Origin of the sequence: Vibrio variabilis (genome assembly GCF_003263785.1) — a bacterium.
Lineage (GTDB): Bacteria > Pseudomonadota > Gammaproteobacteria > Enterobacterales > Vibrionaceae > Vibrio > Vibrio variabilis.
The window spans coordinates 1-13,140 of sequence record NZ_JYJK01000008.1 but is presented as its reverse complement, the minus strand read 5'-3'; the positions used below and the strand labels follow the sequence as shown (position 1 = coordinate 13,140).

11 protein-coding genes and 1 pseudogene are annotated in these 13,140 nt (G+C 45.4%); 8 read left to right on the top strand and 4 right to left on the bottom strand.

The features are described from left to right. The first annotated feature begins 95 nt into the window (after positions 1 to 95). From TZ48_RS02135 to galE, 3 genes are all read left to right on the top strand, one after another. On the top strand, positions 96 to 2,576 hold the full coding sequence (locus TZ48_RS02135; RefSeq protein ID WP_112478096.1) for an ABC transporter permease: 2,481 nt from the start codon (positions 96 to 98) through the stop codon (positions 2,574 to 2,576). Positions 2,577 to 2,830: 254 nt separating this feature from the next. Continuing rightward, positions 2,831 to 4,240 carry an FAD-dependent oxidoreductase gene (locus TZ48_RS02130; RefSeq protein ID WP_112478095.1) on the top strand — a complete coding sequence of 470 codons (1,410 nt, stop codon included), beginning with the start codon at positions 2,831 to 2,833 and terminating at the stop codon, positions 4,238 to 4,240. A 102-nt stretch (positions 4,241 to 4,342) separates the two neighbouring features. Further along, the gene (gene galE, locus TZ48_RS02125; protein WP_112478094.1) at positions 4,343 to 5,356 is read left to right on the top strand and encodes a UDP-glucose 4-epimerase GalE; all 1,014 of its coding nucleotides are present in this window, start codon (positions 4,343 to 4,345) and stop codon (positions 5,354 to 5,356) included. A gap of 35 nt (positions 5,357 to 5,391) precedes the next feature. Here the strand turns inward: galE and TZ48_RS02120 are convergent, their stop codons facing one another. Beyond that, positions 5,392 to 5,610, bottom strand: a complete 219-nt coding sequence (locus TZ48_RS02120; RefSeq protein ID WP_112478093.1) for a hypothetical protein — start codon at positions 5,608 to 5,610, stop codon at positions 5,392 to 5,394. A gap of 232 nt (positions 5,611 to 5,842) precedes the next feature. Between TZ48_RS02120 and rimK the strand changes: the two genes are divergently transcribed. The 3 genes from rimK (at position 5,843) to TZ48_RS02105 (ending at position 8,211) form a co-directional block, all read left to right on the top strand. After that, a complete protein-coding gene (gene rimK, locus TZ48_RS02115; RefSeq protein ID WP_112478092.1) occupies positions 5,843 to 6,748 on the top strand; it encodes a 30S ribosomal protein S6--L-glutamate ligase in 906 nt (301 codons plus the stop codon). Positions 6,749 to 6,845: 97 nt separating this feature from the next. Then, complete coding sequence (locus tag TZ48_RS02110; RefSeq protein WP_239670661.1) at positions 6,846 to 7,769, top strand: succinylglutamate desuccinylase/aspartoacylase family protein; 924 nt, start codon at positions 6,846 to 6,848, stop codon at positions 7,767 to 7,769. A 4-nt stretch (positions 7,770 to 7,773) separates the two neighbouring features. Further along, a complete protein-coding gene (locus tag TZ48_RS02105) occupies positions 7,774 to 8,211 on the top strand; it encodes an ATP-dependent zinc protease family protein (RefSeq protein WP_112478090.1) in 438 nt (145 codons plus the stop codon). Between the two features lie 193 nt (positions 8,212 to 8,404). Here TZ48_RS02105 and TZ48_RS02100 read toward each other — a convergent pair whose 3' ends face one another. Further along, the gene (locus tag TZ48_RS02100) at positions 8,405 to 8,773 is read right to left on the bottom strand and encodes a MaoP family protein (RefSeq protein WP_112462694.1); all 369 of its coding nucleotides are present in this window, start codon (positions 8,771 to 8,773) and stop codon (positions 8,405 to 8,407) included. Positions 8,774 to 9,025: 252 nt separating this feature from the next. Between TZ48_RS02100 and TZ48_RS02095 the strand changes: the two genes are divergently transcribed. After that, positions 9,026 to 9,913 (top strand): LysR family transcriptional regulator, encoded by an 888-nt coding sequence (locus TZ48_RS02095; RefSeq protein ID WP_112478089.1) that lies wholly within the window; start codon positions 9,026 to 9,028, stop codon positions 9,911 to 9,913. 74 nt (positions 9,914 to 9,987) lie between these two features. Here TZ48_RS02095 and TZ48_RS02090 read toward each other — a convergent pair whose 3' ends face one another. Together TZ48_RS02090 and torT are read right to left on the bottom strand one after the other, a co-directional pair. Beyond that, complete coding sequence (locus tag TZ48_RS02090) at positions 9,988 to 10,443, bottom strand: methylglyoxal synthase (RefSeq protein ID WP_112478088.1); 456 nt, start codon at positions 10,441 to 10,443, stop codon at positions 9,988 to 9,990. Positions 10,444 to 10,622: 179 nt separating this feature from the next. Next, on the bottom strand, positions 10,623 to 11,651 hold the full coding sequence (gene torT / locus TZ48_RS02085) for a TMAO reductase system periplasmic protein TorT (RefSeq protein ID WP_112478087.1): 1,029 nt from the start codon (positions 11,649 to 11,651) through the stop codon (positions 10,623 to 10,625). Positions 11,652 to 11,751: 100 nt separating this feature from the next. Between torT and TZ48_RS02080 the strand changes: the two are divergent. Then, positions 11,752 to 13,140, top strand: a pseudogene (locus TZ48_RS02080) (TMAO reductase system sensor histidine kinase/response regulator TorS); the annotation flags it as partial.

The window sequence follows — 13,140 nt, the reverse complement described above, 5'->3', positions numbered from 1 at the left end:
CAACGCTTGTGCTCGTTACTCACGATCTATCGCTAGCTAAACGTTGCGATCGCATTTTTCACATGAATGCGGGTCGGCTTGAACAGGAGTAGCGGATGTCACAACAGCAAACGAGTTCTACAAAAATCAGTTCCGAACACAAAAGCAGTAGTGCGAAGTTAAACAATCGCCTTGTGAAATGGAGTTTTGACGAAATCAGGCAAGGGCAACTTTGGCCTATCGCTATTTCCTTGACCCTGATTATCGCCTGTATTTTTGGCTTAGCAGCCCTCGCAGAGCGAATGGAACAGGTCATTGTCAAACAGGGCAAAGATGCGCTAACTGCCGACTCCATCTACATCTCAGCGAACCCTATCACACAAGAAAACACGAAACTTATCCAAGACTCAGGGCTCGAAACGTCGTGGTATACACGCTTCGCAACGATGTCATTCAGTGATAGCGGCATGCAGTTGATAACGGTAAAAGCCGTGGATTCAAAGTTCCCACTTCGCGGGACATTAACTTTAGGATCCGAACAAGGCACACAAAACCAGGTCAGAGAAGGGGAATTGTGGCTGGATAGCCGAATAGCCGAGCAATTGAATGTATCTATTGGTGACGTTGTCACTATTGGTGATGCTGAACTTGCTGTAAGTGGCGTTATTTTGGAAGAACCTGGTATCAGCTTTAATCCGTTTCAGCAAATGCCAACGGCTTATATTCACCAGAGCTCTGTGGATGCAACCGGCGCTGTTCAGCTTGGTAGTCGCGTGCAGTTTCGCGCATATTTAGTCGGCGATGAGTCAAATATTGACGCACTCAAACAGCAAATTGAACTCACCCCAAGTGACCGATGGCGTGACCAATCTTCAGGCAGTCGAACCAATGATATCTTCGACAGGACAACGCAATATCTGTCGCTCACGGTTGCGATTATCATTATTATGGCAGCAACAACGCTTGTTCTGACCTGTCAGAATTACGTGCAAAGCCGAAGGCAAACGGTCGCCATGCTCAAAAGCCTTGGTGCGAGTAAACACTGGTTAGTACGTTGGCTTTCAATCCAAACCTTGCTGCTTGTGAGTATGTCAGTATTTGCTGGTCTGCTATTAGGGATGGGTTTAGAAACGCTTCTTCGCGTGCCTCTTACGGATCTACTGCCAGACCCGCTTCCTACTTATGGGTTTAAACCGGCCGTCATCGCTATTGTATCGAGCTTGCTCATCGGCGTTCCGGCGTTAGGTATCCCGCTGTATAAGCTGATTTCCGTGTCTTCAGTCGAAGTATTGCAAAGTGCTGATGAGAAGCGTGGAGGATGGATTTACTTACTCGTGTTGGTTCCGGTTATACCTCTACTCATGGCGTATCGCGACAATAACCTCGTGTGGATTGTACTTGCAGGTATTGTTGGTTTGTTTGTCGTTCTCGCCGCTATTAGTGTGCTGTTTACGCTGCTCTTAAGTCGTCTATCTTTGCCAATTTCGATGAAACTCGCCGTGAGCCGTATTAACCGCAGTAAACGTCATACGGGACTGCAGTATGGGGCATTAGGGCTTTCGCTGATGCTGCTTACCACAATTTGGTTGGTGAGAAATGATCTACTCAGTGATTGGCAGAGAACGCTACCAGCTGATGCGCCAAACGCGTTTGCACTTAATATCGCCGAGTACGAAAAAGAGGCTTACTTGAGTGCTCTAGATGGTAACAACATTGACCGCTCGCAAGCGTTTCCGATCTCTCGAGGTCGCTTGACGCTCATCAATGGCGAAGATGCACAAACCAGACAGAAAAAGGGGATTGACGAGGAAGACGCGCTAAGTCGAGAACTTAATTTTACCTATGCGGATACCCTTCCTGACTACAATGATGTTCTTTCTGGTGAATGGACGTCCGCAGGTGGCGTCTCAGTAGAAAAAGAGGTAGCTGAAAATCTTGGTCTAAAGATAGGCGATGAGCTTGGTTTTACCATTAATGGCCAAGAGGTAAGTGCAGTCATCAATTCAATTCGCTTTGTTGAATGGAGAGACATGAAGCCCAATTTTTACTTCATTTTTACTCCAGATGTGTTAGCAAACATACCAAGTGCGTGGTTAGTGAGCTTTAGGCTTCAAGATAAAGACAATGATTTGATAGCCACCTTGTCACGCAACCACCCAACGGTCAGTTTGATGGACATACGCTTGATGGGAGAGAAGATACAAGGCCTACTCAGTCAGATAGTTTGGTCGATAACGGTTTTAGCCGCATTGGGAGTACTTTCAGGAGTACTGCTTATCTTTACCTTACTGAGGTTGAGCTTATCTCAGCGCCAAGCTGAAATTCGCTTATATCGAACCTTAGGAGCGAGCCGTAAACGGATCGTTCGAACGATTTGGGCCGAATATGGGATCATGGCGATTACGGCGGGTATTGTGGCTACATTTGGTGCAGAAATAGTCGTAGGTTCGATCATGACGATCGGCTTCGATTTACCATGGAGTTGGCATTTATCCACGTGGATAATGGTTCCCGCAACCGCTTTCGCGACGTTGGCATTGGTTCTTTTTTCATTGATAAGACAGATGCTTACTACCTCGCAAAAGCAGTTTGCTTAATACTTAGTCACCGTTTTTGTTAAGTTATCCACAAAAACGGTGGATAAGCTTTTGGATAACTCAGTAGTATCCTAAGTGATAAAAATCGTTAGCCTTTGATTGGTCGGTGATGGCGGGTAATCTGATTGTCATCTTGCTGTCAGAAAACTTATTCACCGATTAACTGTCAAGGGAAAACATCACAAAAAATAGGATTTTTTTTATCCCTCGATGTGGCTAGAATGTCGCATCTTCATCACTTCAATTTATAAGAAATGAGTCAAGAATTCCCAGAGATGCAGAGTAGTCAACGCGTGGCCATCATAGGTGGGGGCGTCGCAGGATCGACGGTGGCTTTGTACCTTGCAAAACAAGGCATCGACGTGACCGTTTATGAGAAAAATCAGCGTCTTGTGAGCGGGCCGCCGATTTGTCACCTCCATGCTGGTGGCAATTTGTATCGCGAAATCTCTGAGCAACACTGTCTTGAGCTGCTTCATCAATCGATAGAGTTTGTGCGCTTCTTTCCGACGGTCGTCAATGTCCGTCCAACCGTCATTGCGGTACCAAAAGGGGATGAAGGTAAACCTGAGGCTTTGCTTCCTCGCTTAAATGTACTTCGAGATGCATACAAAAAGTTAGTTGAGCTGGACGCTGACAACCAAGTACTGGGGAAACCAGACGACTATTTTCACGAGTTTGACCGTGAAACTTTACATGCTCTGTCTAAGAGGCAGGCACCCGAAGTACCAAAAACACTCGAAGAGTGGCTTATCCCTTTTGCTAAACATACCGATCTAGATAAGCTCAAATACCCAGTCTATGTAGTTCAAGAATATGGACTCAGTTTATTCCGGGTCGCCTCGTCTGTTGAACTATGGTCTCAGCAAATAACGAACCTGCATATCCGCACTGGTGCCAAAATCGAACACTTAAGTGAGTTAGAAGATAGGTATGAGTTAGAGCTTGCGGCAGGACAAGTAGAGTCATTCGATTTTGTTATCAACGCTTGTGGCTTTCGTACCGGCATTATTGACGATAAGTTAGAGAAACCTCGCCAAAGGTTAGTAGAGTTTAAAGCCGCATACGTCACTAAGTGGGAAAAACACCAACACGAAAAATGGCCAGAAGTGATTTTTCACGGTCAGCGCGGCACTCCGCAGGGTATGGCACAATTAACGCCTTATCCTGGTGGGTATTTTCAACTCCATGGTATGACCAAGTCGATTACCCTGTTTGACAATGGGTTAGTGCAGTCAGCGGATAGCACCTCACAACCACAGCTTCCACAGCACCTAGTTGACAAAATTGATCATGGCTGGCCCGAGGATGTGCAAACCACGCGTTCACAAAGCGCTATTCAACATCTTGCTCAATATGTACCAGATTTCAAAACAGCCAAACCTGCAGGAAAACCCTTGTATGGCGCACAGCAAATACCGGGGTTGGAACCTAGCCTTCGTTCTGCTGATGTTAGCTTTGATGGTGAACGTTATGCTCGCTTAGAGATTGTTAAAGCTTCCTCTGCTTTGCTTGCTGCGAAAAAGATAACGAATCGTTGGTTTGTTAACCAGACATTCAGTGCAAGCACGGCTCAAGCATTAAAGCCTTCAGATGTTGAATCCGCAGCAAAGCAGATCGCTCGTGAGCGAGGCTACCCAGAATCGCTAGCCGTTGCCTACTAAACGTTCGCTAATTCATTGGTTTATAAAGATTAGGCAAAATAAAGGGTCGCAAATCTGCTCCGATTGCATATAATCGCTGTAGAGAAATACAAGGAATTTATGATGAACGTACTAGTAACAGGTGGCGCAGGCTACATCGGAAGTCACACATGTGTGCAGCTTATCGAAGCGGGTATGACACCAATTATCTTTGATAACCTTTACAACGCAAAATCGGCGGTGATTGATCGCATTGAGAAAATCACAAAAACTCGTCCAGTATTTGTGAAAGGTGACGTGCGTGACAAGCAAGCCTTGGTTGATGTGATGACCAATCATAAGATCGATGCAGTGATTCATTTTGCCGGCCTAAAAGCGGTCGGTGAGTCAGTTGAAAAGCCACTTGAATACTATGATAACAATGTCAATGGAACCTTGGTTTTAGCAGATGCGATGCGTGAAGCGGGTGTGAAGCACATTGTGTTCAGTTCATCAGCAACGGTTTACGGCGATCCTGCATCAGTGCCAATTACTGAATCATTCCCTACCAGTGCGACTAACCCTTATGGTCGTAGCAAACTCATGGTTGAAGAGTGTCTGACGGATTTCCACAAAGCCAACCCAGATTGGACCATTACTTTGCTCCGCTACTTTAATCCGGTAGGCTCTCATCCTTCAGGTGAAATGGGGGAAGATCCTCAGGGGATCCCAAATAACCTAATGCCATTTGTGTCTCAAGTTGCGGTGGGCAGACGTGAATGTTTATCAGTGTTTGGTGATGACTACCCAACACCGGATGGGACTGGCGTTCGCGATTACATTCACGTAATGGATCTGGCTGATGGTCACATCGCCGCTCTGAAAACGTTGAATGGCAAAGAAGCGCTATCTATTTACAACTTGGGAACAGGTAATGGCAGCAGCGTCCTGCAAATGGTTAGAGCGTTTGAGGAAGCTTCTGGCAAACCCGTTCCTTATAAAGTTGTTGAACGTCGTCCTGGTGATATCGCTGAATGTTGGGCAGATCCTAGTAAGGCGAACAAAGAACTTGGCTGGAAGGCGACACGAACCTTATCCGATATGACAGCAGACGGTTGGCGCTGGCAGTCGCAGAATCCGACTGGTTATCCAGAGTAATCTAGTGGTTTGTCGCATAAACTTAACAAAAGGCGCTAAAAGCGCCTTTTTTTGATCCAAGTCGCCTTATTTATTGAATAAAAAATATCATATTGTTGAATTTTTGATAAAATGGTTTCAGTACTTAATTTAACCAATAAAATTAGTCTTTGACCACAAGGGGACTCCATGGAGTTAGCACTCATCATTACTTTCGTTGTAGCTGCGGTTGTAATGGTTAAAAAAGAAATGGCTGCAAAATAATCTTCATTCATACATTTTATTTACAAATCCTTTAACTGAATGAAAGTATTAACAAAAACCGACGAAAGTCGGTTTTTTTATGCGTGAAATTTGCGTATTCAACAATAAACTTTCCTTATCGTGACGACTAAAAACTATCGTTGTATTTTTCGCTGCTAAACTCTTAAGGTGCACGCTCTTTCCGGTCGTTCGTAACCGGCGTTTCACACTCATAAAACAATATACCTAAAAGAGGATACTGCCATGCGCATTGCGATTCTATCTCGCAACGAAAACTTGTACTCAACTCGTCGCCTAAAAGAAGCAGGGGAAGCGAGGGGACATCAAGTGGATATCATCGATACCCTGCATTGCTATATGGATATTACAAGTAGTAACTCTAAAGTCCGTTATATGGGTGAGGAGTTGCCTCAATACGATGCGGTGATTCCACGAATTGGTTCATCTATTACTTTCTACGGAACCGCAGTGGTTCGTCAGTTTGAAATGATGGGCACTTTCTGCGTTAACGAATCAGTAGCGATTAGCCGTTCACGTGACAAGCTGCGTTCATTACAGTTGCTATCACGCAAAGGTATTGGTCTACCTCGTACTGGTTTTGCAAGCAAGCCAGACGACATTCCAGATTTGATTAAAAACGTTGGCGGCGCGCCACTGGTTATCAAGCTACTTGAGGGTACTCAGGGCATTGGTGTGGTACTCGCAGAGACACAAAAAGCAGCAGAGAGTGTTATTGAAGCTTTCATGGGTCTAAAAGCCAACATTTTGGTGCAAGAATTTATTGAAGAAGCTAACGGCGCTGATATTCGTTGTTTCGTTGTCGGTGGAAAAGTAATTGCAGCAATGAAGCGACAAGCTGCCGAAGGTGAATTCCGTTCGAATCTGCATCGTGGTGGTACGGCGCAGCTAGTTAAGCTCTCTAAGGAAGAGCGTGCAACAGCGGTAGCGGCGGCCAAGGCGATGGGGTTGAACTTGTGCGGGGTTGATATCCTTCAGTCGAAAAATGGTCCAGTGGTTATGGAAGTCAACTCTTCACCGGGCCTAGAGGGAATTGAAAACGCGACAAGTAAAGATGTGGCGGGCCTTATTTACGAATTTATCGAGAAAAACGCCAAGCCAAACAACAATAAAACGAAAGGACGTGGTTAAAAATGGCTAAAGAGCTTGTCATAGCGGGCGTAGAAATACGCCTGGTGAGCGTAAAGAAATCGATATCCCAGTTGCAAAGTTATACACAGACGCGGAAGTGAGTATCCCTGTTCAAGTAATACGAGCGAAAAAAGAGGGGCCTGTGGTGTTTGTGAGCGCTGCTGTGCACGGGGATGAATTAAACGGCATTGAGATAATCAGTCGCCTTATTGCGGAAAACATAAAGCTGCAATGTGGCACCTTGATCTACGTGCCTATGGTCAACGTGTATGGCGTGCTTAACCAAAGCCGTTACATGCCAGATCGCCGAGATCTTAACCGCTGTTTTCCAGGCTCTAAAAAAGGTTCGCTAGCTGGACGGTTAGCGCATACCTTCTTAAAAAGCATTGTCTCACATTGTGACTACGGTATTGACCTACATACAGGCGCTATCCATCGTTCTAATTTGCCTCAAATTCGAGCAAACCTAGAAGATGAAGAGACCAAGCGCTTGGCAGAGGCATTTGCCGTACCTGTATTGCTCAATGCCAACATTCGAGATGGCTCCTTGCGTGAAGCGGCTGTTAACAATGGAGCGCGTGTACTTCTGTACGAGGCAGGGGAAGCACTACGATTTGATGAGCTTTCTATTCAGACCGGTGTTAAGGGTGTGCTTCGTGTTCTCAAAGCACTAGGTATGACTCGCAAACGTGTCTCGAAGGCCAAAACAGAGCCATTTATTGCTAACCGTAGTGACTGGACTCGCGCCGATGCAAGTGGATTTGTGAAAGAGTATGTCCAACTGGGCTCTATGGTTGAGAAAGGTGAGGTTCTCGCCGACATTAACGGCCCGCTAGGTAACAACATCGGTCAGGTTACGTCAAACCGTACCGGTATTATTATCGGCAAGCAAAACATTCCTCTCGTTCAAGAAGGGGAAGCTATGTATCACATTGCGTATTTTGGAGATAACGCAGAAGAGGTATTTGAACATATCGAAATCATGCAAGAGTCGATTGTTCCAGTAGAACCGAGCATGTAACACTATGCCAAACACATATAACGACAGAATGATCATTGGCAACTTGGAGGTGTGTAGCCTTCCTGAGTTGGGTATTTTTGATTTAGAAGTGCGCATTGATACGGGTGCAAAGACCTCGTCTCTTCACGTAGATAACTTAAAGCGCGTGAAACGAGACGGTCGATTGTACGTCCAGTATGACCTGCATCCAGATATCTATCATCTAGATGAAATCGTACATTGTGAATCACTGATCCACGACTCAAGACGTATCAAATCATCCAACGGTGATTCGGAGCAGCGCTGCGTGATCCAAACCTTGTTCAGGCTTGGTGATAGAGAGTGGCCAATCGAGATCACTTTGAGTAATCGTCAAGATATGTCTTATATGATGTTGTTAGGACGTGAAGCGATGATCGATAAGGTATACGTCGACCCAAGCCGAGCGTTCCTGATTGATTAGTCAGTCAGCCGAACAAGTTATCTTAGCCGCCTCAGGGCGCTTTGTTTTACGCGCCTATTTTTTCACAACGTTCAAGTATCCATTGAAATTATTGGTTCTATGGATATTCCAAAAACGGTTTGCCTGAACGATAGGCAAAAAAAAGTAGAGCACGAGGCTCTACTTTTGCGTTTAGGAGGAAAGATCACAACACTTATGCCGGCTCTAAAACGTCGTCGTTTTCCATATCGTAATCGTAGTCTTTCGAAGTTTCGGTAAACTTAGATTTGCTATTCAACGTATGGAAAGCTCGTCTTCCGCGCGCCAAGCGTACGTATTTAAGCCAGGTGTGTTCCAGTTTGGATTTCGCTTTGCTAGGGTTAACGATCACTTTTGTGAAGTGTTTTTCTTCAGCGTTTTCCGGAGTAATGTCACCGCGTTCAAGCGCTAACATGGTTTCTCCGTAAGTCACCAAGATGTCTTCTTCAATCAGTGTAAAGTCACCCGATTTCGCGAATCCGCGTGGGAACTTTACTGCATCATAAAAACGTTTCTTGCCGTGGCGAAATTGAGTTTCAGTCATAGAGACCTCAAAGCAAATAGGTAGTAAAGCAAGGGTGTTCAGGGGCTTTTTGCCATACAAAGACGCCGAGAAGCCTTAGAATCCCGTGTTGGTTCGATGCTGAAAATAGTTGGAAATGAACAAGAAAGAAAACGAATTGTTTTTGTCGAATGCACAAATTTTCTTTATGCTTAACTAAGCTTAATTGTGTAAGAATACGTGGCTAACCAGAACGTTAGCTCAATCTATTAGAAATATCTTAAGAGTCACATTATGGACGTAAAAGTATTCCAAACCTTCCTTGAAGTCGCTAAGGAGAAACACTTTGGTCGCGCATCCGAAAACCTCTACATCACGCAGGCGGCGGTGAGTGCACGTATCAAACAGCTTGAAGAATACTTTGATACGCGATTGTTTACCCGGCATCGCAACAATATTCAGTTGACCTCAGCTGGCCAAAGGCTAGTAGGTTACGCCGAGGTGATGGTTTCAACGCTTAAGCAAGCAACGTTTGACTTATCACTAGAGAGCAATAAAGCGCTGCAACTTACGCTAGGCGGCACCCCCAATATCTGGGATGCCTATTTGCAAAATGGTTTGAGTGTCGTTACGGACTCTTTGACTGGCTATGGCTTTGTTGCTGAATCATTAGGCCGCGAGCAATTAAATCGCAAGTTGCTTGAGCGCACGTTAGATGTGGCGTTTTCTTTTGATCCATTTAAGGTTGAAGAATTCAAGAGTCATCAGATTGCCGAACTGCCTTTGGTGCTGGTATCAACAGAGCCAAGTAATATTGAATCTGCGTTCAACAGTAAATATGTTTACGTAGATTGGGGAACGCAGTTTGCGTTTGAACATGCCGACAGGCATCCAACTATTCCAGCGCCATATTTGCGTACCTCAACGGGTCGGATTGCGTTGGATTTTGTTTTGGAGAAGGGAGGCTGTGCATACCTTCCAGCATCGCTTGTTGAGCCATTCATTGAGTCTGGTCAACTATTTAAAGTTGAGGGCGCTGATGCGTGGTCTCGTCCACTGTACATCAGCTACCGAAAAAACAGCACTTCTCTGGATGCGATTCTTCAGGTCGAGGCGCTCATCAATAAGGTAGAGCCAACGACCTCGTTTGTCGTACAGCAAGCGGGTGAGAGTGCAGAGTAGAACCTACGTCAGATAAGAAAAATCCCTGCATTGCAGGGATTCAGTCTTACTCAACAACTGTATTTGAGTATGAGCTAGATACGCTCAGCTAAGTACGCCTCGTAGTCAGGAATCTCGATGTCGACTTCCTGAGACAGTAGATTAGATTCAAACAAGAAGTTCGCGGTAGCGCGGTTGGTTGCGACCGGGATGTTCCATACGCTAGCAATACGCAGCAAGGCTTTCACATCAGGGTCGTGTGGTACGGCGTTAAGAGGATCCCAGAAGAAGATCAGCATATCCAGTTTCCCTTCGGAAATGAGCGCACCGATTTGTTGATCGCCGCCCATTGGACCACTAATCATGCTTTTGATGGCTAGGCCCGTTTCTTTGCTAAGCATATTGCCTGTTGTACCTGTGGCATACAAAAAGTGACCTTGTAACTTTTCCTTGTTCTCTTGCACCCAGCGTAGAAGCTCTGGTTTGTAATTGTCATGAGCCACCAGTGCGATGTGTTTGTGTGCCGGCATAGTGCGAATCGTTTTCTGCATGTAATTCTGTTCCTAATAATCTATTTTTGAATTCTGGTCGTTCTAATTCGAATGCACGCAAAAGGTTGACATGGGTGCATTGGAATTAGTTTGATTTAAGTTATTGATATTGAAATCAAGACTCCATACTACGTACCACCACTCAAGCTCGCAATGAGCTTCATTGATATCTGTGACTATTAATGCCCTTCGACACTAAAAATAGGCCTGAATGCACTGGGCGACAAGGATTCGGCAATGATTTGTTCATCGAGTGAAGCGGGTGTGAGCACTTCAATTGTTGGTGCAAGATCGGTTTGGTAGGGCTCATCTCGTAAATAATGAACGGTTTGACGAACAGACAGTTGACCTTGCTCTACCATTTTATCTGTCGGTGCAAACTCTACCTTATTGCGGAGTAAGCCGCGATATACCCCGTGACTCAGGTAAATCGATAGAAGCTTGATATCAGAGTGATGTGGCTGCGCGCGTAGCTCACTAATGGCTGCTTCAATGGCAACCGCGCTGCCAACGACATAATCGAGGGTTGGGTAGTGTTCTATGACCTCTTGAACCAAGTTACGCTGTAACTCTTTATCATTGTCTGCCCATAGGGTTTCGACAATGTTGACATCACTGTTTTTGATGGCTTCTAGAAAACCAAGAATGACGGGCTTGGTTCCACCGCTTGATTCAGGGCCCGGTAGAAAAGCGACATCGACGACACCACTGCCTTTGGGGTGTTGCTGTGCCAAGTGTTTGCCAACCCGATGCCCCATCCAATACCAATCAACGCCAACAACGCCTTTTACGTGTTGACGTTGCTCTTTATCGACAATGAGATGGTTGACTGTCGCAAACACAGGGGTGTCTTGTGTGTAGCGACTTAAATCCTCGCTAAATGCGGTGGGAGAAACGGTACCAAGGATAATCGCATCGGCTCCCCAATCGCGACACGCAACAAGTTGAGATCGCTGTTTGTCGATGTTCGGATAGCCCCCAGACTCCAAGACCTTGAGTGTAATATTTTGCTTTTCTGCTTCTGTCACCATCCCATAGTTTACGGATAGCCAGTATGAGTCTTTAAGGTGTGGGTAAATAGCGCACACTTTTTCTGGCGCCGGTGCGTTGTTAATAGTAGTGGCATTTGCTGCATTACTGCTCAGTGGAACACCGGTGGCAATCATTAGCGCACAAATTATCGAAAAAAAGTGAGTCTTATTAGGCATATCGTCAACGTTTAGTGGTATCTAGCTCTGCTACACTGCAAAATATAGCGTAATACAGTCCAATGAGCGTCGGCAAGCGCTAAGTGTAAATGGAGTGGGTATGTTGCTCTCTAAAGCCAGTATTGGCCGTAAGTTATTATTTTCCTTTTTAGTGATGGCATTACTTGTATTGCTATCGACGGCGATTGGCGTGTCTGGGTTTTCATTTGTTGCTAAGACAGAGCGTAATGTGGTTGATACAGCCATTCCTTCAATGCTTGAAGCTCGTGAAGTCTCTGAGTTAAGTTCGCGTATTATTGCATCGGTACAAGTGCTCTCGAACGCAAAAACGAAACCACAGCATCAAGAAGCGGGGCGTGTGTTGTTTTCACGTCTTGAATCGTTGCTCATGCACATAAAATCTCTCGGTTCTGATTCGTTCGACTCCAAACTGCTCGATAGCCTTGAACAGACCGTTCAATCTATCATTGACAGTCTCGCAGAGTTAGGAAGTTCAGTAGAGCAAACCATCACGCTCGATCAATCAATTTTACAGTTGACGTCTCAGCTACGAGTGCAAGCGGAAGAGCTAGAGCAACTCACGCGCACCCAAGTTCTCAACACCAGTACAATAGCCGTGGCAAATGTAACCCATATTTACGGTTTGCTAGAAAAAGAGAAGAAATCTGAAGCACTCAGCGCCTTGGACAGTCTAGTTGAGGTCGATCTTGATTTGTCAGAGCGATTACACGAGCTGCACCTGCTTGCCTTTAAAACATTCAATCAGATTGAGGAGGCGAGAACGGTCTCCGATCCCGGACGTATTGATGAACTACAACGTCAGTATCAGACCAACATCAATATTATGCAAAGACGCGTACCTGGCGTTGAAGATCCTACTCGCTCAAAGCAGATGGCGTCGCTTTTGGATGAGCTATCTTCCGGTAAAACCATCTTTACGTTACTCAAGCAGAAACATAATGAGCGCCAGCGCTCGCAAAGCTTAATGCAAGAAACGCTTGAACTGTTTACTAAGCTCAATGAAACCATTTCAAAACTCGTCGACCAATCCAATGCAGCCACAACGGCTGCCGTGGCCGATTTATCAGCGACATTAAAATACGCACAATGGACCTTAGGCATTCTGTCTCTTATCGGTTTTGTTGTGGTTGTATTGATTGTCTGGCGTGTGGTTTATGTGTCGGTTGTGAAACGATTAGCAGAATACTCTGGCGCGTTGTTATCGATAGCGAAAGGGCAGCTTAACGTCGACGTTCATGTCAAGGGTAATGATGAACTTGCTCATATGGGGCAAGCCATCATCACTGCTCGTAACACGGCGCAAGCCTCAAAGTTGTTGCGGAGGCTGAAGTCAAAGCCAAGAAAGAACTAGAAAATCATAGAAATCAGTTAGAGCAGATCGTTACTGAACGAACGCTTCAGCTACAAACCAGCAATGAAAAACTCAACCAGGAAGTATTAAATCACGCCAAAGCACGTAACGCGGCCG

Bases quoted from the DNA above. Each gene is read 5' to 3' on its own strand.
- TZ48_RS02135 (WP_112478096.1), top strand. From the start codon at position 96: ATGTCACAACAGCAAACGAGTTCTACAAAAATCAGTTCCGAACACAAA.
- TZ48_RS02130 (WP_112478095.1), top strand. From the start codon at position 2,831: ATGAGTCAAGAATTCCCAGAGATGCAGAGTAGTCAACGCGTGGCCATC.
- galE (WP_112478094.1), top strand. From the start codon at position 4,343: ATGAACGTACTAGTAACAGGTGGCGCAGGCTACATCGGAAGTCACACA.
- TZ48_RS02120 (WP_112478093.1), bottom strand. From the start codon at position 5,610: ATGAATGAAGATTATTTTGCAGCCATTTCTTTTTTAACCATTACAACC.
- rimK (WP_112478092.1), top strand. From the start codon at position 5,843: ATGCGCATTGCGATTCTATCTCGCAACGAAAACTTGTACTCAACTCGT.
- TZ48_RS02105 (WP_112478090.1), top strand. From the start codon at position 7,774: ATGCCAAACACATATAACGACAGAATGATCATTGGCAACTTGGAGGTG.
- TZ48_RS02100 (WP_112462694.1), bottom strand. From the start codon at position 8,773: ATGACTGAAACTCAATTTCGCCACGGCAAGAAACGTTTTTATGATGCA.
- TZ48_RS02095 (WP_112478089.1), top strand. From the start codon at position 9,026: ATGGACGTAAAAGTATTCCAAACCTTCCTTGAAGTCGCTAAGGAGAAA.
- TZ48_RS02090 (WP_112478088.1), bottom strand. From the start codon at position 10,443: ATGCAGAAAACGATTCGCACTATGCCGGCACACAAACACATCGCACTG.
- torT (WP_112478087.1), bottom strand. From the start codon at position 11,651: ATGCCTAATAAGACTCACTTTTTTTCGATAATTTGTGCGCTAATGATT.